Genomic DNA, 17,476 nt, shown 5'->3' on the forward strand with positions numbered 1-17,476 from the left:
AAGATGAGAATCGCTATCATTTGAAAACATATGCACGGCGGAGCATTTCGTATGCGAAACGCCGTGCGGCCCGCCGCATGACCCCCTGCCACCTCTGCGCCACACCCGCTTCAAACCCGCCCGGCTGGGTGCGCCAGGCGCTGCCCGCCGAGCTGGGCGACTGCCATGCCGAGCGCTTCTCGCTGGGCGACGGGCTGGTGCTGGCGCGCTCGCACTACTGCCCAGTGAGCGACCTGGCCGAGGACAGCGTGAACGCCGATACCTCCGACCAGGGCCGCACGCTGGTCATCACGCTGGGCCTGTCGGGCGAATCGGGCTTTCTGGCGCAGGGTGGCGGCGCGCTGCGCTTCGCCGCGGGCATGACCACGCTGGCGGCGTTTCGCGGCAGCCAGGGCCAGCGGCGCTACGCGGCGGGGCGGCCGGTGCGCCAGTTGCGCCTGCTGATCGGCGGGCAGGCGCTGGATCGCTACCTGGGCGCGGAGCTGTCGCAGCGCCTCACGCAGGTGGACGGCGTGCGCCAGCTCGACCACCGCGCCAGCCTGCCCGGCAGCCTGGCGCTGGCGCGGCGGCTGATGCTGCCGCCCGGCCCGCAGCCCACCGATGCGCTGGATATCTACACATCGCCATGCTGAGCCTGGCGGCGCTGGAGCTGCGCCACCTTGCGCCGCCGCCCCCGGCACCCACACTGCGCTGGTCGGAGGGCGAGCTGGAACGGCTGGAGCGGGCGCGCGAGCTGCTCGCCACGCGGATGGACCGGGACATCACGCTGGCCTGGCTGTGTGCTTCGGTAGGCATGAACGAGCACCGCCTCAAGCAGGGCTTTCGCTCCGTGTTCGGCACCACGCCGCAGCGGATGCTGCTGGAGCTGCGCATGCGCCGCGCCTGGGCGCTGCTGGAGACAGGCTGCCAGGTGGCGCAGGCGGGCTGGCAGGTGGGGTACGCGCACCCGTCCAATTTCAGCGCGGCGTTCACGCGCTTCTTCGGGCGCAGCCCCAAGTCGGTTTTCGGGCGGCGATCCGGGTAGAAAAAAGATAGCTGCTGGCGCTGGGCTGGCGGGCGCTGGAGGCCGATTTCACCAAAAAACCTCAGACCAGCCGCGCCGCCTCCAGCTCTTTCTTGAGATAGGCGTAAAAGAGCGGCGCCGCCACCAGCCCGGCGGGGCCGAACACCGCCTCGGCCACGAACATCACCGACAGCAGCTCCCACACGCCCATGTGCGTGCGCTGGCCCACCACCTTGGCATTGATGACGTATTCGGCCTTGTGGATCAGGATCAGGAAGGCCAGGCAGGCCACCGCTGCCGTCGGCGAGACGGACAGGCCCACCAGCGTGAGCACCGCATTGCACAGCAGGTTGCCCACGATGGGCACCAGCCCAGCCACGAAGGTGAGCGTGATGAGCGCGGGCGTGTAGGGCAGCCGCATGTCCCACAGCGGCAGCACCAGCAGCAGGAACAGGGCGGTGAGGAGGGTGTTGAAGGCCGCGATCCAGAACTGCGCGGCGACGATCTGGCGGAAGGCATCGCCCATGCGGGCCACGCGCAGTGCCAGTTCCTGCGCCAGGGGCCCGCGCGTGCCTTTCATGCTGCGCACGGCGGCCAGCGCGCCGATGAGGAGTCCCACGTAGGCGTAGAGCAGCCCGGTGAGCCACACACGCCCGGCCATGGCGAGCGCGCCCGACTTGGCCGCCAGGTAGCCGGCGATGGCGCGCTGGATCTCGGCCGCGCCCGCGGGCAGCTGGGCGGCGATGTCGGGTGGCAGCTTCAGGCGCAGCTCCAGCACGGTGCGCGCCAGGTAGTCCAGCAGCTCGCGGTACTGCTGCGGCGCATCGACGATGTAGGTGCGCGAGTGCGACAGCGCCAGCGCCATGAACAGCAGCGGCGAGAGCATCACCAGCGCAGCGGCCAGCGTCTGCCCGCTGACCGGCAGGCGGCGCGGCAGCCACCCCAGGCGCGGCGCCAGCCAGCGCGTGAGCAGGAAGCCCAGGCAGACGCACAGCAGGCCGGGCAGCAGGCCGCGCAGCATCACCAACAGCAGCGTGCCGCCCATGAGCAGGTAGCTGGCGATCTTGACGCCGCGCGTGGGCGGCGGGAAGGGCGGTTGCCCGGAAGCCATGGAAGGAAGCGGTATCAGGCCACCACGACGGCGGCACCCGCGCCGCGCTCGGCGATCGTGCCGATCGCATGAACCGCCTCGCCCGCGGCGCGCAGCGTCGCAGCCGTGGCGTCGGCATGGGCCGCATCCACCACCACCACCATGCCGATGCCGTTGTTGAACGTGCGGTTCATCTCCACGTCGTCGATCCCGGCGGTCTTCTGCAGCCAGGCGAACAGCTCGGTCTGTGGCCAGCTTCCGGCCTTCAGGTGCGCGGCCAGGCCCTCGGGCAGCACGCGCGGGATGTTCTCCAGCAGGCCGCCGCCGGTGATGTGGGCCAGGGCCTTGATGGGGTGCTTTTCCAGCGCGGCCAGCACGTTCTTAACGTACAGGCGCGTGGGCTCCATGACGGCCTGCTTGAAGGGCTTGCCATCCAGCGTGGCGGGCAGATCGGCGCCACCTTGTTGTGCGCGCTCGATGCACTTGCGCACCAGGCTGAAGCCGTTGGAGTGCACACCGCTCGACGCCAGGCCCAGCACCACGTCGCCCGCGGCCACGTTCTTGCCCGTCAGGATCTTGGACTTCTCGACCGCGCCCACAGCGAAGCCGGCCAGGTCGTATTCGCCCGCCGGGTACATGCCGGGCATCTCGGCCGTCTCGCCGCCGATCAGCGCGCAGCCGGACAGCTCGCAGCCCTTGGCGATGCCGCCCACGACGGCGGCGGCGGTGTCCACATCGAGCTTGCCGCAGGCGAAGTAGTCCAGGAAGAACAGCGGCTCGGCGCCCTGCACCAGCACGTCGTTCACGCTCATGGCCACCAGGTCGATGCCCACGGTGTCGTGCATGTTCCACTCGAAGGCCAGCTTGAGCTTGGTGCCCACGCCGTCGGTGCCGCTGACCAGCACGGGCTCCTGGTAGCGCTTGGGCACCTCGAACAGCGCGCCGAAGCCGCCGATGCCGGCCATCACACCCTCGCGCAGGGTTTTCTTGGCCAGCGGCTTGATGCGTTCGACCAGGGCGTCGCCCGCGTCGATGTCGACGCCGGCGTCTTTGTACGAGATGGGGGTGGAGGAGCTCATGGAGGTGCGGGTGGGCGAAAACAGCGGATTTTAAGGGGCCGTAAAATCACCGGCTGCTCCGGCTCTGCGACGGCAGGGCTTTTCCATCCGCTTCCCATGCAATCCCATACCTCCCGCCACGTCCGATGAAGCAACTGGCGCTCGACATCGGCCTGGCCACCGGCCCCACGCTGGACAACTTCCACGCCGGTCCCAACGACCAGGCGCTGCAGCATCTGCGCCTGGCCGCCGGTGACGGCGCGGTGCCGCGCTCGCCCGTGCCCACCTACCTGTGGGGCGAGACGGGCACGGGCAAGTCGCACCTGCTGCGCGCCGTGTACGAGGCGCTGCGCGGCCAGGGTGCGCGCGTGGGCTGGCTGGATGCCTCCGTGGCCGCGCCCACGGCCTTCGACGAGCGCTGGAGCGCCGTGCTGCTCGACGACGTGCACCTCTACACCACCGGGCAGCAGGCGGCCGCGTTCAACTGGTTCGTCAATGCCATCAGCCCCGCCGTGGGCGCGCCGCGCTGGGTGCTGGCGGCCGGGCTGGTGCCGCCGGCCGACCTGCCGCTGCGCGACGACCTGCGCACGCGCCTGGGCTGGGGCCACGTGTTCCAGCTGCACCTGCTTCATGAACCCGAGCGCCGCGCCGTGCTGCGCCAGCAGGCCGACGCGCGCGGCATCTTCCTGTCCGACGACGTGCTGGACTACATGCTGGGCCGCTTCTCGCGCGACTTGGGGCACCTGACGCAACTGCTCGACCGGCTCGACGGCTTCGCCCTGCGCACGCAGCGCGCGGTCACCATCCCCTTGCTCAAGACCATGCTGGAATCCGAATGACCCGCCCCCGTCTGGCCCTGTTCGATCTCGACCATACGCTGCTGCCGCTCGATTCCGACTACGAGTGGGGCGAGTTCACCATCCGCATCGGCTGGGCCGACCGGGCCGAGTTCGGCCGGCGCAACCAGGCGTTCTACGACGCCTACGTGGCCGGCACGCTCGACGTGCACGAGTACGTGCGCTTCGCCACCGAGGCCGTGTGCCGGCGCGGCGCGCAGGCCGCGGCCGACGCGCACGCGCAATTCATGCGCGAGGTGATCGCCCCGGCCATCCGCGCGCAGGCGCTGGCGCTGCTGAAGCAGCACCGCGACGCGGGCGACGAGGTGCTCATCATCACTGCCACCAACGAGTTCGTGACCCGTCCCATCGCCCAGGCGCTGGGCGTGGAACAGCTGCTGGCCGTGGAGCTGGAGCGCGGTGGCGACGGCTGGTATACCGGCGCCATCCGCGGCGTGCCCTCCATGCGCGAAGGCAAGGTGCGGCGCATGGAGGAGTGGCTGGCCGCGCGCGGCCTGGACTGGGCGGGCGTGGAGAGCACCTTCTACAGCGACTCCATGAACGACGTGCCGCTGCTCGAAAAAGTTCAGCATCCCGTCGCCACCAACCCCGATCCGCGCCTGCGGGCGCTGGCCCAGGAGCGCGGCTGGCGCATCCTGGACCTTTTCGAAGAAAAAAAATGATCAAGACCTTCATCGACAAACTGCTGGGCAAGGCGGCCCCGCGCGGCGCCAAGCCCCGCTTCGGCAAGCGCGAGGAAGTGCCGGCCTCGGTGCACGGCATCGACCCCGCGCTGGTGGACCGGCGCGCCATCGACGTGGTGCGCACGCTGCAGGACGAGGGCTACCAAGCCTACATCGTCGGCGGCGCCGTGCGCGACCTGCTGTTGGGCCTCAAGCCCAAGGACTTCGACGTGGCCACCGACGCCACGCCCGAGCAGGTCAAGGGGCTGTTCCGCCGCGCCTTCATCATCGGCAAGCGCTTCCGCATCGTGCACGTGGTGCACGGGCGCGGCCGCGAGCACGAGGTGATCGAGGTTTCCACCTTCCGCGCCTACCTGGACAACGCCGCGGCTGAGGCCGTGAGCGGCAACGAGAAGACCAGCAAGGCCGCCCTGGCGGGCATGCAGCACGCCGTGGACGCATCGGGCCGCGTGCTGCGCGACAACGTCTGGGGTCCGCAGGACGAGGACGCCACGCGGCGCGACTTCACCGTCAACGCCATGTACTACGACCCGCAGACGCAGATCGTGGTGGACTTCCACAAGGGCATCCAGGACGCGAAGAAGAAAACCTTGCGCATGATCGGCGACGCCGCCGCGCGCTACCGCGAGGACCCGGTGCGCATCATCCGCGCCGTGCGCTTCGCGGCCAAGCTGAGCGCGCTGGGCTTCACGCTGGAGGCCAGGACCGCCAAGCCGCTGGCCGAATGCAAGCGCCTGCTGCAGGAGGTGCCGCAGAGCCGCCTGTTCGACGAAATGCTCAAGCTCCTGCAGACGGGCCACGCCAGCGCATCCATCGAGCAGCTCCAGAAGCTGGGCCTGGAGCGGGGCATCTACCCGCTGCTGGACGTGGTGGTGGAGCGCGCTGGCGAGCCCCTGGTGCAGGCCGTGCTGCAGGACACCGACCGCCGCGTGGGCGAGGGCAAGGCCGTGGCGCCCAGCTTCCTGCTGGCCTGCGTGCTGTGGCCCGACGTGAAGACCGGCTGGGAGCAGCGCCTGGCGCGCGGCGAGCACGCCTTCCCGGCGCTGCAGGAGGCGATCGACGCGGTGTTCGACCAGCGCATCGGCGACGTGTCCGGGCGCGGCAAGCTGGCCGCCGACATGCGCGAGATCTGGGTCATGCAGCCGCGCTTCGAGAAGCGCTCGGGCAGCACGCCTTTCGGCATGGTGGCGCACATCCGCTTCCGCGCGGGTTTCGACTTCCTGCGCCTGCGCGCCGATGTGGGCGAGGTGGGCGAAGGCCTGGTCGAGTGGTGGCAGGAGTTCTCCATCACCGACGACGCGCGCCGCCAGGACATGATCGCGCAGGCGCGCGAGGAGCAGCGCCAGCAGCAGCGCAAGGCCGCGTCCGTGGTGCGCCGCGTGCCCAAGGCGCCTGCCGCTGCGGCGCCGGCGCCACAGGGCGATGACGTGGAAGAGGTGCCCGCCGCCGACGGCGCCGCGCCCAAGAAGCGCCGCCGGCGCCGCCGCAAGCCCGCGGGCGGCGAGGGCAGCGCAGCGCCCGAGGCCTGAGCGTGAACGTGGGCGCCTGGATCGGCCTGGGCGCGAACCTGGGCGACGCCCGCGCCGCGCTGCGCGTCGCCGTGCGGGCGCTGGCCGCGCTGCCCGGCACGCGCGTGCTGCGCGTCTCGTCGCTCTACCGCAGCGCGCCCGTCGATGCCGGCGGGCCGGACTACCTCAATGCCGTGGCCGAGCTGGACACGCCGCTCGCGCCGCTGGCGCTGCTGCACGCGCTGCAGTCCATCGAGCAGGCCGCCGGCCGCGAACGCCCCTACCGCAACGCGCCGCGCACGCTGGACCTGGACCTGCTGCTCCATGGCGACGAACGGCTGGACAGCCCCGAACTCACCGTGCCCCACCCGCGCATGGGCGAGCGCGCTTTCGTGCTGCTGCCGCTGGCGGAGTTGGCGCCCGGCCTGGTCCGTGCGGAGCAACTCGCCGCGGTGACGGGCCAGCGCATCGAGCGCGTGGAGCAGGACTGGGTGGGCTTCTGAAACGATAGCTGCCCGCGCTTGCCATCCAAAGTTTTCAGCATGAAAACATGCGGAAACCCTTGCGTATCAAGCGCGACCAGCTATCGTTTTCAATCGACCCGTGCGCCGGAGGACTTCACCACCTGCTGGTACTTGGCGCGCTCGGCGGCCATGAAGGCGTCGAACTGCTCGGGCGAGGTGGGCACGGGCTCGGCCATCAGCAGCTCGAAGCGGGTCTGCGTCTCGGGCGCCTTGAGCGCGTCGGTGAAGGCCTTGCCCAGCTTGGCGATCACCGGCTTGGGCGTGCCGGCGGGTGCCACCAGGCCCCACCAGGTGTCGATGGAAAAGCCCGGGTAGGTGTGCGAGAGCGGCGGCACGCCCGGCAGCATGGGGCTGGTGGCCAGCGACGTGACGGCCAGCGCCTTGAGCTTGCCTGCCTTGATGTTGGGCGCGGCGGCGGCCAGGTTGTCGATGTTGAAGTCCACCTCGCCCGCCAGCAGCGCCAGCTGCGCCGGGCTGGCGCCGCGGTAGGGGATGTGCAGCGCGTAGATGCCGGCCTTCTGCTTGAACATCTCGCCCGCCAGGTGGCCGGCGCTGCCGTTGCCGCCGCTGCCGTAGTTGAGCTTGCCCGGGTTGGCCTTGGCGTAGGCGATCAGGTCCTGCAGGGTGCGGATCTTGAGCTGCTCGGCCCGCGCGGCGTTCACCACCAGCACGTTGGGCACGCGCACCATCTGCGTGATGCCGGCGAAGTCCTTGCCCGCGTCGTAGGGCATGCGCGCGTAGAGCCAGGGGTTGACGGCGTGCGTGGCCGTGGCCGCGATGCCGATGGTCAGCCCGTCCGGCGCGGACTTGGCCACCAGGTCGGCGCCGATGTTGCCGCCCGCGCCCGCCTTGTTGTCGATGATCACCGTGCCCAGCGTGTCCTTCACGCGCTCGGCCAGCGCGCGCGCCGTGACGTCGATGGGCCCGCCGGGCGCGTAGGGCACGACCAGGCGGATCGGCGTATCCTGCGCATGGCTCAGCGGGGCTGCGAATGCCGCCGCGGCGGAGGCGGCGCAAAGGAGGAGGTGTCTGCGGTTCATAGCCCTCCATTGTGCAAAAAACTGCCGGGCCTGGGGCGCCGCAATGCGGGCGCCGTCCTACGGCGCGGTGCGCCGCCCCTTCCTACGATGGGTGCGCCCGCCCGTCTCGATGAAAGGACCGACATGCTGGACACACCTTCCACCCTGGACGCCTCGCGCTACGCCGACTGCATCGTGGCCTGCAACGCCTGCGCCGCCACGTGCGACTTCTGCGCCGCCGCCTGCCTGCGCGAGCCCGACCCGCGCCACATGGCCAAGTGCATCGTGCTGGACATGGACTGCGCCGGCATCTGCCGCCTGGCCGCCGCCACCATGGCCCGCGAGAGCCCGCACGTGGCCTACATCTGCGAGCTGTGCGCGCGCATCTGCGAGAGCTGCGCGCAGGAATGCGCAAGCCATGCGGCGGAGCACTGCCAGGACTGCGCCGAGGCGTGCAAGCGCTGCGCCAGTCTGTGCCGCGACATGATCGCCTGAATAGAGGGCACCCCCCTGAGGCCCTGCGGGCCTTCCCCCCGCTCTCGCATTGCTGCGCAATGCGGGCAGGGGGACGCAGCCCCCGCTGCGGGGCGGCCCTTGCGCGGCTGCCCTCGCCTGGAGGCGCGCCAGCTTTGCAGTGGGGCTCCGGTCAGGTTCCGTGCTTGTCGGCCTCGGAGGTGAAGGCGTCGGCGTAGAACTCGTCGGGCGGCAGGCCGCGCTCGGTGCTGTAGGCCGCGCGCGCGGAGTCCACCACGATGGGAGCGCCGCAGGCGTAGACCTGGTGGCCCGACAGGTCGGCGAAATCCTCCATCACCGCCCGGTGCACGAAGCCCGTGCGGCCCGTCCAGCCGTCCTCGGGCAGCGCGTCGGAGACGACGGGCACGTAGCGCAGCTGCGGCATCTCGGCCAGGCGCTCACGGATCCAGCCGTCCATGTACAGGTCGGCCGGGCGGCGCCCGCCCCAGTACAGCGTGGCCGGGCGCGCGGTGCCCTTGTGCTGCATGTGCTCGATCAGCGCCTTGATGGGCGCGAAGCCCGTGCCGGAGGCCAGCAGCACCAGCGGCTTGTCGGAGTCCTCGCGCAGGAAGAAGCTGCCGAAGGGGCCTTCCACGCGCAGGATTTCCTTTTCCTTCATGGCGCCGAACACGTGCTCGGTGAAGCGCCCGCCGGGCATGTGGCGGATGTGCAGCTCCACGCCCGGCGTGCCCTCCTGCGTGTGCGGCGCGTTGGCCATCGAATAGGCGCGGCGCGCGCCGCCCTGCAGGATGAACTCGATGTACTGCCCCGCGTGGTAGCGGAAGGTGTCGGCCGCGGGCAGCTGCAGGCGCACCTGCATCACGTCGTGCGAGGCGCGCGTGAGCGAGGCCACGCGCACCGGCAGCTTCTTGATGGGGTAGGCGCTTTCGTCTGTCACCTGGCGCGATTCGAGCACCACGTCGCTCAAGGGCCGGGCGCAGCAGGTGAGCACGTAGCCCGCGGTCTCCTCCTCGGCGCTGAGCGCCTTGGACTGGTGTTCGCCGTGTTCCACGGAGCCGCTGAGCTTCTTGCACTTGCACGAGCCGCAGGCGCCGTCCTTGCAGCCGTAGGGCAGGCCGACACCGCCGCGGATGGCGGCGGCCAGGATGGCCTCGCCCGCCTGCGCCTCGAAGGCGCGGCCGCTGGGCTGCACGGTGATCTGGAAAGCGGTCATGGCGTGGGTATCCTTGGCATTCTTGAACAAGCAAACCGGTCGATTTTGCCCTCAAACCAAACACCCCTCGGCGCCTTGCCCGCGCGCTTCCGGCGCCAGCGCGTGCTCATCGTCGGCTGCGGCGACGTGGGGCTGCGCGCCGCGCGCGCGCTCGGCGCGGGCGCCCGCGTGCTGGCGCTCACCTCCACGCCCGAGCGCGTGCCCGCGTTGCGCGCCGCCGGCATCACCCCGCTGGTGGGCAACCTGGACCAGGCTGCCACGCTGGCCCGCCTGGCGGGCGTGGCCACGCGCGTGCTGCACTTGGCGCCGCCTCCGGGCGAGCGCGAGGTGGGCCCGCGCTGGTGGCTGGACCCGCGCAGCGTGGCGCTGGCGCGCGCGCTGCGGCTGCGCACGCTGCCGCAGGCGCTGGTCTACGCCTCTACCACCGGCGTGTACGGCGACTGCGCGGGCGCGTGGGTGGCCGAATCGCGCCCCGTGGCCCCGGCCACGCCGCGCGCCCAGCGCCGCGTGAATGCCGAGCGCGCCGTGCGCCACCTGGGGCGCGCGGGCGTGCGCGTGAGCATCCTGCGCGTGCCCGGCATCTACGCGGCCGACCGCGAGGGCGGCACGCCCCGCGCGCGCCTGCTGCGCGGCACGCCCGTGCTGCAGGCGCACGACGACGTCTACACCAACCACATCCACGCCGACGACCTGGCGCGCGCCTGCGTGGCGGCGTTGTGGCGCGGGCGGCCGCAGCGCACCTACCATGCGAGCGACCGCAGCGAACTGAAGATGGGCGACTACTTCGACCTGGCAGCCGACCTGTACGGCCTGCCGCGCCCGCCGCGCGTGTCGCGCGACGCGGCGCGCGCGCAGTTGCCGGTGTCGCTGCTGAGCTTCATGGGCGAGTCGCGCCGGCTGCTCACCGAGCGCCTGGCGCGCGAGCTGCGCGTGCGCCTGCGCTACCCCACCGTGGCCGAGGGGCTGCGCGCGGATCAGCGCGGATAGGTATTGCCCTGCTTGTCGTAGCAGCGGAACACGTTGCAGTGGGTGATTTCGCGCGGCGGCGGGCGCGGCCCGGGGCGCGGAGGCACGACGACCACCGGGGGCGTGTAGTACGGCGCCTGGGCGCGGCTGGCGCGTGCGCGTTCGGCCCGGGCGAAGTCGGCGGGGCTGAGGCAGGCCAGGTCCGCCTCGCGCTGCGCAGCGTCCAGGCGCGCCTGCTCGTCGTACATGCCGCGGCCCAGCGTGCCCATCACTTCCTGCAGGCTGCGGCGCGCGCGCTGGCAGGCCACGGACCGGGCGGGGTCGTTGCCGGCCGGAGCTGCCGCGCGTTCGGCACGCTCGGTATCGCGGCGCTGCGCGGACTCGTGCTGCTGGCGCTCGCGCTTGCGCTCCCATGCCTCGGCCGCCTGCTCGCGCTCCTGCTGGAGTTCCTCGGGCGTCTTGCGCGCCTCGACCTCGCGTGCGGCCTCGCCCCGGGCGCAGCCGCCGTCGGTGTAGGTGACCTTGCCGGTGGCAGGGTCGGTGCAGCGCGTGACCTGGGCTGCGGCGGGCAGGGCCAGCCACGCGGCGGCCAGGAGCACGGCGTGCAGGGGGGTGCGGGTCAGGGGCACGGCAGGCCTCAGCGCCAGTCGGGGGTGGGGGCGTAGCGCCGGCCGGGCACGGGCTGGTTGCCACGGTTGGGGCGTTCGGCGCGCTGGTCCTGTTCGCGCTGGTCCTGTTCGCGCCGGTCCTGCTCGCGCCGGCGGTCCCATTCGCGCTGCCGCTCGGCCTGGCGGCGGTCCGCCTCCCGGCGCTCGGCATCGCGGCGGCGGTCCGCTTCGCGGCGATCGGCTTCCCGGTGGCGCTCGGCCTCGCGGCGCTCGCGCTCGCGGGTGTCGCGCCATTGGCGCTCACGCCAGTCGTCGCGGTCGCGCCAGACGGGGCGCGGGGGGGGCACATAGACCGGCTGCGAATAGATCACGCCGGGGCGTTCGTAGACGGTCACCGCGGGCGCCGGGCTGGGGTAGTAGCCGCCCCCGTCGTAGTACGGATCGCCTGGCACGGCCACGCAGCCCACTGCCAGTGCGGCGAGCGTGCCGATGGCACCGAGGCGAAGAAAGCGGGGTGAAGGCATGGTGGTCTCCCTGTAGGCCGCGGGGCGGAGGTTGGCGCGGCGCATGGTTTGGCGCTAAGGGTGAGACGCCCGCCAGCGTATTTTGGTTGACCCCCCGGGGTGAACTTTGTCAGCTTTTGCCGCTGCTTCACCATTGTGTCGGATTGTTGCGGCTGCGCCTCCGCCGGCGCTCCCTGCGCGAAGCGCGTGCGCCGCCAACAAAGAATTACCGCCTTGCGGCGCAACTATGTGGACAGTATCCATTTTATTCCTAGCATGTAGATGCTGTTCACAAACCATGGAGACACCGCATGCAATTCATCCCCTACCTGAACTTCGACGGCAATTGCGCCGAGGCATTCGCCTTCTACGCCAAGGTGCTGGGCGGCACCATCGTCTACCAGGGCACCTTCGGTGAAATGCCGCCCCAGCCCGGGATGCCGCCCTTGCCCGAGTCGGCAAGGGGGCGTGTGATGCACGTGCATCTGCAGGCGGGTGCGCAATCGCTCATGGGCTCGGATGCCATGCCGGCGATGCCGGGCCAGGGCTCCGGCGCCTGCGCCGGCGGCTACCAGAAGCCGCAGGGCCTGTGGGTGTCGATCCAGGTGGAGACGCCGGCCGAGGGCCGGCGCGTGTTCGATGCGCTGGCCGAAGGCGGCCAGGTGGCCATGTCGTTCGCGGAGACTTTCTTCTCGTCCGGCTTCGGCATGGCGGTCGACCGCTTCGGCACGCCGTGGATGATCAACGTGCAGGCACCGGCCTGAAAGGAGAACCCCCATGCATTACGTCGATGGATTCGTCGTTCCGGTGCCCCGCGCCAAGCTGGACGCCTACCGTGCGCTCTCACAGAAGGCGGGCGAGGTGTGGATGGAATACGGCGCCCTGCAGTATTTCGAGTGCGTGGCCGATGACGTGCAGCCCGGCAAGCAGACCTCGTTCCCCCAGGCCGTGCAGCTGCGGGAGGACGAGGTGGTCGTGTTCGCGTGGATCGTCTACCCCTCGCGCGCCGAGCGCGACCGCATCAACGCGCTGGTGATGAAGCACCCGCGCATCGAGTGCTCGCCCGAGAACATGCCCTTCGACGGCATGCGGATGTTCTGGGGCGGCTTCAGCGGCCTGGTCGAGAAGGGCTGGGGCGTTTGAGAAAGATCGGCCTCCAGCGCTTGTACAGCAAGCGCTGGCAGCTATCTTAAAAATAGCGCTAGACGGCCCCGGCCGCGCGCAGCGCGGCGATGGCGGCGCTGTCCAGCCCCAGCCCGCGCAGCACCTCGTCGGTGTGCTGCCCCAGTGCGGGCGGCGCGTTGCGGTAGGTGACGGGCGTGGCCGACAGGCGCAGGGGGCTGGCCACGCCGCTGACGGTGGCGATGCCGTCGCCGGCATCGCGCGGCAGGTCCACGCGCAGGCCGCGTGCGCGCACCTGCGGATCGTCGAAGGCCTGGGCGATGGTGTTGATGGGGCCGCAGGGCACGGCCTTGTCTTCCAGCAGCATGATCCATTCGGCCGTGGTGCGCGTGCGCATCAGCGGCTCCATCAGCGCCAGCAGGTCGGGGCGGTTGCGCACGCGCGCGGTGTTGGTGGCGAATCGTTCGTCCTGGCCCCAGGCCGGGTGGCCCGCGGCGGCGCAGAAGCGCTGGAACTGCCCGTCGTTGCCGATGGCCAGCAGCACGTTGCCGTCGCTGGTCGCGAAGTCCTGGTAGGGCGCCAGGCTGGGGTGGATGTTGCCCGCGCGCTGCGGCGCCGCGCCGGTGGCGAGAAAGCCGCTGGCCTGGTTGGCGAGCACGGCCATGCCCACGTCGAGCAGGGCCATGTCGATGTACTGGCCCTCGCCGGTGGCGTTGCGTGCGTGCAGCGCGGCCAGGATGGCGTTGCTGGCATACAGGCCCGTGAACAGGTCCACCACGGCCACGCCCATGCGCAGCGGGCCGCCGCCGGGCGCGCCGTCGGCATGGCCGGTGATGCTCATGAGGCCGCACAGGGCCTGCACCATGAGGTCGTAGCCCGCGCGCTCGGCATAGGGCCCGTCCTGGCCGAAGCCGGTGATGGAGCAGTAGACGAGGCGCGGGTTCAGGCGCTTCAGGCTCTCGTAGTCCAGCCCGTATTGCGCGAGGCCCCCGGTCTTGAAGTTCTCCACCACCACGTCGGCCTCCTGCGCCATGCGGCGCAGCAGGGCCTGCCCCTCGGGGTGGGCCATGTCCACGGTGAGGGAGCGCTTGTTGCGGTTGCAGGCCGCGAAGTAGCTGGCCTGGCGCGTGTCGTTGCCCGCGGAGTCTTTCAGGAAGGGCGGGCCCCAGTGGCGCGTGTCGTCGCCGGCCTGGGGTCGCTCCACCTTGACCACGTCGGCGCCCAGGTCGGCCAGGGTCTGCGTGCACCAGGGGCCGGCGAGCACGCGCGAGAGGTCGAGCACCTTGATGCCCGACAGGGCGCCTGTGGAATGGTTCATGGTCAAATCGAACTCCAGCGCTTGCCAGGCAAGCGCAAGCAGCTACTGTTTCAGGAGTGTCAGTTGGCGAAGGCGGCCAGGCCGGTCTGCGCGCGGCCCAGGATCAGCGCGTGCACGTCGTGCGTGCCCTCGTAGGTGTTGACCACCTCCAGGTTCACCAGGTGGCGGGCCACGCCGAATTCGTCGCTGATGCCGTTGCCGCCCATCATGTCGCGCGCCAAGCGGGCGATGTCCAGCGCCTTGCCGCAGTTGTTGCGCTTGATGAGGGAGGTGCCCTCGACCGACGCGATGCCTTCGTCCTTCATGCGGCCGAAGCGCAGCGCGGCCTGCAGGCCCAGGGCGATCTCGGTCTGCATGTCGGCCAGCTTCTTCTGCACGAGCTGGTTGGCGGCCAGCGGGCGGCCGAACTGCTTGCGGTCCAGCGTGTACTGGCGCGCGGTGTGCCAGCAGAACTCGGCCGCGCCCATGGCGCCCCAGGCGATGCCGTAGCGCGCGCTGTTCAGGCAGGTGAAGGGGCCCTTGAGGCCCCGCACCTCGGGGAAGGCGTTCTCTTCGGGCACGAACACGTCGTCCATGACGATCTCGCCGGTGATGCTGGCGCGCAGGCCCACCTTGCCGTGGATGGCGGGGGCGGAAAGGCCCTTCATGCCCTTCTCCAGCACGAATCCGCGGATGGGGCCGACGGCGCCGCCCTCGGACACCTCCTTGGCCCAGACCACGAACACGTCGGCGATGGGGCTGTTGGTGATCCACATCTTCGTGCCCTTGAGCTTGTAGCCGCCGGCTGTTTTGTAGGCGCGCGTGGCCATGCTGCCGGGGTCGGAGCCGTGGTCGGGCTCGGTCAGGCCGAAGCAGCCGATGAATTCGCCGCTGGCCAGCTTGGGCAGGTACTTTTGCTTCTGCGCCTCGGTGCCGAATTCATGAATGGGCACCATCACCAGCGAGCTTTGCACGCTGGCCATGGAGCGGTAGCCCGAGTCCACACGCTCCACCTCGCGGGCGATCAGGCCGTAGGCCACGTAGTTCAGGCCGGGGCCGCCGTACTGCTCGGGGATGGTGGGGCCCAGCAGGCCCAGCTCGCCCATCTCGCGGAAGATGGTCACGTCGGTCTTCTCGTGGCGGAATTGCTCCAGCACGCGGGGGGCGAGCCTGTCCTGGCAGTAGGCGGCGGCGGCATCGCGGATGGCGCGCTCGTCGTCCGTCAGCTGCTGTTCGATGAGGAAGGGGTCGTCCCATTGGAAGCGGGCGTGGGCCATGGTGTCTCCTGTGCGAAAAAGAGGGGAATACATGCGGAATGCGTGCATCGTAGGGCTCCCGCTAAAGAGATGGCAAGCGAGTAGTTTGCATCCAGAAATGCGTTTATGGAATGTATGGGGTAGAGTGCGCGCATGCGCCGCCACCTTCCATCCACCCAGGCCCTGGCCTGCTTCGAGGCTGCCGCGCGGCACGAGAGCTATACACGCGCTGCGCAGGAGCTGGCGCTCACGCAAAGCGCCGTGTCGCGCCAGATCCTTGCGCTGGAAGACCAGCTGGGCGTGCAGCTCTTTCGCCGCACGCGCCACGGCGTGGTGCTTACGCCCGCCGGGCGCCACTACGGCCGCCAGGTGGCGCGCTGGCTGCAGGAGCTGGAGCAGGGCACGCTCGACGTGATGGCCCACCAGGGCCACGGCGGCGCCGTCTCGCTCGCGGCAGTGGCCACCTTCGCCACGCGCTGGCTCATCCCGCGCCTGCCGCTGCTGGCCGCGCGCCATCCCGAGATCGTGGTGCACATCGAGACGCGCACGCGGCCTTTTTTGTTCTCCGACACCACGTTCGATGCGGCGCTCTACGCCGGCACACCCGAGCAAGTGGCCAACTGGCCCGGCGTGCAGGCACAGTTGCTGATGCAGGAGGACGTGGTGCCCGTATGCAGTCCGAAGCTGCTCGAATCGGCCGCGCAGCAGTCAGGCATGCCGCGCGGCACCGGGCGCGCCCACCAGGGCCTGCCGCCGCAGGCGCTGGCGCGCCTGCCGCTGCTCCAGCAGAGCACGCGGCCTTATGGCTGGCAGCAGTGGTTCGGCGCCATGGGCGTGCACGACGCGCCGCGCGCGCTGGACGGGCCGCGCTACGAGCTGTTTTCGATGACGGCCGCCGCCGCCGCGCAGGGCCTGGGCGTGGCGCTGATCCCGCCGATGCTGATCGAGGCCGAACTGGCGCGCGGCGACCTCGTCGTGGCCTGCGCCCGGCCGCTGCGCGGCGAGCGCGGCTACTACCTCGTCAGCCCCGGCGAAGCGCAGCCGCCGGTGCTGGCGGCATTCGCCGCGTGGCTTCAGGAGATGGCAAGCACTGCCGCGGCGCCGCTGTCATAGCCAGGGCATCGCCGCCACGCACAGCGGCACCAGCACCGCCGTGGCCACGCCGTTCAGGCTCATGGCCAGTGCAGCGAACGCGCCGGCCGTGGGATGCACCTGCAGCTCGCGCGCCGTGCCGATGGCGTGGGCCGTCAGGCCGATGGCGAAGCCGCGTACCGCAGGGTCGTGCACGCGCAGCAGGCGCATCAGCGGTGCGGCCAGCACTGCGCCCGCGATGCCGGTAATGGCCACGGCTACCGCCGCCAGCGACGCCGGGCCGCCCATGCGCTCGGCCACCGGCAAGGCGATTGGCATGGTGGCCGACTTGGGCGCCAGCGCCATCAGCGTCTCGCGCGTGCCGCCCAGCGCCCAGGCGATCAGCAGGGCCGAGACGATGGCCACCGTACCGCCCACCAGCAGGGCCACGCCAATGGGGCGCCAGAGCTGGCGGATGCGCTCGCGCTGCGCGAACAGGGGCACGGCCAGGGCCACCGTGGCCGGGCCGATCAGGAAGCTCAGCAGTCCCACGCCTTCGCGGTAGGTGGCGTAAGGCGTGCCCGTGAGCAGCAGCACGGCCACGACGAGCGCGGTGGCGGTGAGCGGGGGGATCAGCAGCGGGTGTGCGCCGCTGCGCCGGTACACCGCCAGCGTGAACGTGTAGGCCAGCATCGTGAGCACCAGCCAGGGCAAAGGCGAGGCGGCCAGCCAGGCAGTCAGGGCGTCCATCAGGTGCGCTCCTCTTCGGCGGGGCGCGTGTGCGCGCTGTCACGCAGCAGCCAGCGCAGCGTCCACGCCGTCACCGCCAGCGTGATGGCCGCGCCCGCGATGCCCGCCACGAGGAAGGGCAGCCACTCGCGCGCGATGCGTTCGAAGTGCAGCATCACGCCCGCGATGGCCGGGATGAACAGCAGCATCATGTTCTGCAGCAGGCTGCCCGCCGTGCGCTCCAGCGCGTCGGGCACGCGGCCGTAGGCGAGCAGGGCGGCGAGCAGCAGCAGCATGCCCGCCAGCGCGCCAGGCAGCGGCAGGTGCAGCCATTGGACGAGAAGCTCTCCAAGGAGCTGGAAGGCGAAGAGCGCGGTGAGGGCGTAGACCATGGGCGCGATCATCGCCCATGTCCTGCGCGGGCGTGGGTGATCGGCCGATTGCGCGAGCGGCGCAGTCGCAATACGCTGGCGTGGCTACTTCATCCATGCTAGG

Annotated in this window: 21 protein-coding genes; 11 read left to right on the forward strand and 10 right to left on the reverse strand. The window is 70.9% G+C overall.

Going from position 1 to position 17,476, the window contains the following annotated elements; translation table 11 throughout:
• The first annotated feature begins 77 nt into the window (after nt 1-77).
• Together AVS7_RS25015 and AVS7_RS25020 are read left to right on the forward strand one after the other, a co-directional pair.
• Nucleotides 78-632: a hypothetical protein gene (locus AVS7_RS25015; protein WP_024000858.1), complete on the forward strand. Its 555-nt coding sequence runs from the start codon at nt 78-80 to the stop codon at nt 630-632.
• Entirely contained in the window at nt 626-1,024 is a 399-nt protein-coding gene (locus AVS7_RS25020) for a helix-turn-helix transcriptional regulator (RefSeq protein WP_024000859.1), read from the forward strand. The genes AVS7_RS25015 and AVS7_RS25020 overlap by 7 nt, the downstream gene beginning before the upstream one ends.
• A gap of 61 nt (nt 1,025-1,085) precedes the next feature.
• Here AVS7_RS25020 and AVS7_RS03095 read toward each other — a convergent pair whose 3' ends face one another.
• The gene (locus AVS7_RS03095; RefSeq protein WP_020227058.1) at nt 1,086-2,114 is read right to left on the reverse strand and encodes an AI-2E family transporter; all 1,029 of its coding nucleotides are present in this window, start codon (nt 2,112-2,114) and stop codon (nt 1,086-1,088) included.
• A gap of 14 nt (nt 2,115-2,128) precedes the next feature.
• Nucleotides 2,129-3,172, reverse strand: a complete 1,044-nt coding sequence (purM, locus tag AVS7_RS03100) for a phosphoribosylformylglycinamidine cyclo-ligase (RefSeq protein ID WP_020227059.1) — start codon at nt 3,170-3,172, stop codon at nt 2,129-2,131.
• A 125-nt stretch (nt 3,173-3,297) separates the two neighbouring features.
• Here purM and hda point away from each other — a divergent pair, with 125 nt between their 5' ends.
• The 4 genes from hda to folK are packed head-to-tail and all read left to right on the forward strand — an operon-like array spanning nt 3,298 to nt 6,702.
• The gene (gene hda / locus AVS7_RS03105; protein ID WP_020227060.1) at nt 3,298-3,990 is read left to right on the forward strand and encodes a DnaA regulatory inactivator Hda; all 693 of its coding nucleotides are present in this window, start codon (nt 3,298-3,300) and stop codon (nt 3,988-3,990) included.
• Nucleotides 3,987-4,670 carry an HAD family phosphatase gene (locus tag AVS7_RS03110; RefSeq protein ID WP_020227061.1) on the forward strand — a complete coding sequence of 228 codons (684 nt, stop codon included), beginning with the start codon at nt 3,987-3,989 and terminating at the stop codon, nt 4,668-4,670. The genes hda and AVS7_RS03110 overlap by 4 nt, the downstream gene beginning before the upstream one ends.
• Nucleotides 4,667-6,220: a polynucleotide adenylyltransferase PcnB gene (gene pcnB, locus AVS7_RS03115; RefSeq protein ID WP_020227062.1), complete on the forward strand. Its 1,554-nt coding sequence runs from the start codon at nt 4,667-4,669 to the stop codon at nt 6,218-6,220. The genes AVS7_RS03110 and pcnB overlap by 4 nt, the downstream gene beginning before the upstream one ends.
• 2 nt (nt 6,221-6,222) lie before the next feature.
• Nucleotides 6,223-6,702 (forward strand): 2-amino-4-hydroxy-6-hydroxymethyldihydropteridine diphosphokinase, encoded by a 480-nt coding sequence (gene folK / locus AVS7_RS03120; protein ID WP_020227063.1) that lies wholly within the window; start codon nt 6,223-6,225, stop codon nt 6,700-6,702.
• Between the two features lie 89 nt (nt 6,703-6,791).
• Here folK and AVS7_RS03125 read toward each other — a convergent pair whose 3' ends face one another.
• Entirely contained in the window at nt 6,792-7,763 is a 972-nt protein-coding gene (locus AVS7_RS03125; RefSeq protein ID WP_020227064.1) for a tripartite tricarboxylate transporter substrate binding protein, read from the reverse strand.
• Between the two features lie 123 nt (nt 7,764-7,886).
• Here AVS7_RS03125 and AVS7_RS03130 point away from each other — a divergent pair, with 123 nt between their 5' ends.
• Nucleotides 7,887-8,237 (forward strand): four-helix bundle copper-binding protein, encoded by a 351-nt coding sequence (locus tag AVS7_RS03130; RefSeq protein ID WP_020227065.1) that lies wholly within the window; start codon nt 7,887-7,889, stop codon nt 8,235-8,237.
• A 151-nt stretch (nt 8,238-8,388) separates the two neighbouring features.
• Here the strand turns inward: AVS7_RS03130 and AVS7_RS03135 are convergent, their stop codons facing one another.
• Nucleotides 8,389-9,429 (reverse strand): CDP-6-deoxy-delta-3,4-glucoseen reductase, encoded by a 1,041-nt coding sequence (locus AVS7_RS03135; RefSeq protein WP_034689868.1) that lies wholly within the window; start codon nt 9,427-9,429, stop codon nt 8,389-8,391.
• 45 nt (nt 9,430-9,474) lie between these two features.
• On the opposite strand from AVS7_RS03135, the gene AVS7_RS03140 reads away from it, so the two are divergent.
• On the forward strand, nt 9,475-10,416 hold the full coding sequence (locus tag AVS7_RS03140) for an NAD-dependent epimerase/dehydratase family protein (RefSeq protein WP_034689824.1): 942 nt from the start codon (nt 9,475-9,477) through the stop codon (nt 10,414-10,416).
• Here the strand turns inward: AVS7_RS03140 and AVS7_RS03145 are convergent.
• Together AVS7_RS03145 and AVS7_RS03150 are read right to left on the reverse strand one after the other, a co-directional pair.
• A complete protein-coding gene (locus tag AVS7_RS03145; RefSeq protein WP_020227068.1) occupies nt 10,404-11,024 on the reverse strand; it encodes a DUF4124 domain-containing protein in 621 nt (206 codons plus the stop codon). The two genes, AVS7_RS03140 and AVS7_RS03145, sit on opposite strands and share 13 nt — an antisense overlap.
• Nucleotides 11,025-11,032: 8 nt before the next feature.
• A complete protein-coding gene (locus tag AVS7_RS03150) occupies nt 11,033-11,527 on the reverse strand; it encodes a hypothetical protein (RefSeq protein ID WP_034689873.1) in 495 nt (164 codons plus the stop codon).
• 290 nt (nt 11,528-11,817) lie between these two features.
• Between AVS7_RS03150 and AVS7_RS03155 the strand changes: the two genes are divergently transcribed.
• Together AVS7_RS03155 and AVS7_RS03160 are read left to right on the forward strand one after the other, a co-directional pair.
• Nucleotides 11,818-12,270, forward strand: coding sequence for a VOC family protein (locus AVS7_RS03155; protein WP_020227070.1), 453 nt, complete (start codon nt 11,818-11,820; stop codon nt 12,268-12,270).
• Nucleotides 12,271-12,283: 13 nt separating this feature from the next.
• The gene (locus tag AVS7_RS03160; protein WP_020227071.1) at nt 12,284-12,649 is read left to right on the forward strand and encodes a DUF1428 domain-containing protein; all 366 of its coding nucleotides are present in this window, start codon (nt 12,284-12,286) and stop codon (nt 12,647-12,649) included.
• A gap of 58 nt (nt 12,650-12,707) precedes the next feature.
• Here AVS7_RS03160 and AVS7_RS03165 read toward each other — a convergent pair whose 3' ends face one another.
• Both AVS7_RS03165 and AVS7_RS03170 read right to left on the reverse strand, forming a co-directional pair.
• A complete protein-coding gene (locus AVS7_RS03165; RefSeq protein WP_020227072.1) occupies nt 12,708-13,946 on the reverse strand; it encodes a CaiB/BaiF CoA-transferase family protein in 1,239 nt (412 codons plus the stop codon).
• Between the two features lie 59 nt (nt 13,947-14,005).
• A complete protein-coding gene (locus AVS7_RS03170; protein WP_020227073.1) occupies nt 14,006-15,202 on the reverse strand; it encodes an acyl-CoA dehydrogenase in 1,197 nt (398 codons plus the stop codon).
• Nucleotides 15,203-15,334: 132 nt separating this feature from the next.
• On the opposite strand from AVS7_RS03170, the gene AVS7_RS03175 reads away from it, so the two are divergent.
• Nucleotides 15,335-16,294 (forward strand): LysR family transcriptional regulator, encoded by a 960-nt coding sequence (locus AVS7_RS03175; RefSeq protein WP_020227074.1) that lies wholly within the window; start codon nt 15,335-15,337, stop codon nt 16,292-16,294.
• Here the strand turns inward: AVS7_RS03175 and AVS7_RS03180 are convergent.
• Together AVS7_RS03180 and AVS7_RS03185 are read right to left on the reverse strand one after the other, a co-directional pair.
• Nucleotides 16,289-17,002, reverse strand: a complete 714-nt coding sequence (locus tag AVS7_RS03180; protein ID WP_020227075.1) for an LrgB family protein — start codon at nt 17,000-17,002, stop codon at nt 16,289-16,291. The genes AVS7_RS03175 and AVS7_RS03180 overlap by 6 nt on opposite strands.
• Nucleotides 17,002-17,373, reverse strand: coding sequence for a CidA/LrgA family protein (locus tag AVS7_RS03185; protein WP_034689875.1), 372 nt, complete (start codon nt 17,371-17,373; stop codon nt 17,002-17,004). The genes AVS7_RS03180 and AVS7_RS03185 overlap by 1 nt, the downstream gene beginning before the upstream one ends.
• Nucleotides 17,374-17,476 lie beyond the last annotated feature (103 nt).

This window comes from Acidovorax sp. MR-S7, assembly GCF_000400995.2.
Taxonomy (GTDB): Bacteria; Pseudomonadota; Gammaproteobacteria; order Burkholderiales; family Burkholderiaceae_C; genus MR-S7.

Bases quoted from the DNA above. Each gene is read 5' to 3' on its own strand.
- AVS7_RS25015 (WP_024000858.1), top strand. From the start codon at position 78: ATGACCCCCTGCCACCTCTGCGCCACACCCGCTTCAAACCCGCCCGGC.
- AVS7_RS25020 (WP_024000859.1), top strand. From the start codon at position 626: ATGCTGAGCCTGGCGGCGCTGGAGCTGCGCCACCTTGCGCCGCCGCCC.
- AVS7_RS03095 (WP_020227058.1), bottom strand. From the start codon at position 2,114: ATGGCTTCCGGGCAACCGCCCTTCCCGCCGCCCACGCGCGGCGTCAAG.
- purM (WP_020227059.1), bottom strand. From the start codon at position 3,172: ATGAGCTCCTCCACCCCCATCTCGTACAAAGACGCCGGCGTCGACATC.
- hda (WP_020227060.1), top strand. From the start codon at position 3,298: ATGAAGCAACTGGCGCTCGACATCGGCCTGGCCACCGGCCCCACGCTG.
- AVS7_RS03110 (WP_020227061.1), top strand. From the start codon at position 3,987: ATGACCCGCCCCCGTCTGGCCCTGTTCGATCTCGACCATACGCTGCTG.
- pcnB (WP_020227062.1), top strand. From the start codon at position 4,667: ATGATCAAGACCTTCATCGACAAACTGCTGGGCAAGGCGGCCCCGCGC.
- AVS7_RS03125 (WP_020227064.1), bottom strand. From the start codon at position 7,763: ATGAACCGCAGACACCTCCTCCTTTGCGCCGCCTCCGCCGCGGCGGCA.
- AVS7_RS03130 (WP_020227065.1), top strand. From the start codon at position 7,887: ATGCTGGACACACCTTCCACCCTGGACGCCTCGCGCTACGCCGACTGC.
- AVS7_RS03135 (WP_034689868.1), bottom strand. From the start codon at position 9,429: ATGACCGCTTTCCAGATCACCGTGCAGCCCAGCGGCCGCGCCTTCGAG.
- AVS7_RS03150 (WP_034689873.1), bottom strand. From the start codon at position 11,527: ATGCCTTCACCCCGCTTTCTTCGCCTCGGTGCCATCGGCACGCTCGCC.
- AVS7_RS03155 (WP_020227070.1), top strand. From the start codon at position 11,818: ATGCAATTCATCCCCTACCTGAACTTCGACGGCAATTGCGCCGAGGCA.
- AVS7_RS03160 (WP_020227071.1), top strand. From the start codon at position 12,284: ATGCATTACGTCGATGGATTCGTCGTTCCGGTGCCCCGCGCCAAGCTG.
- AVS7_RS03165 (WP_020227072.1), bottom strand. From the start codon at position 13,946: ATGAACCATTCCACAGGCGCCCTGTCGGGCATCAAGGTGCTCGACCTC.
- AVS7_RS03170 (WP_020227073.1), bottom strand. From the start codon at position 15,202: ATGGCCCACGCCCGCTTCCAATGGGACGACCCCTTCCTCATCGAACAG.
- AVS7_RS03175 (WP_020227074.1), top strand. From the start codon at position 15,335: ATGCGCCGCCACCTTCCATCCACCCAGGCCCTGGCCTGCTTCGAGGCT.
- AVS7_RS03180 (WP_020227075.1), bottom strand. From the start codon at position 17,002: ATGGACGCCCTGACTGCCTGGCTGGCCGCCTCGCCTTTGCCCTGGCTG.
- AVS7_RS03185 (WP_034689875.1), bottom strand. From the start codon at position 17,373: ATGGTCTACGCCCTCACCGCGCTCTTCGCCTTCCAGCTCCTTGGAGAG.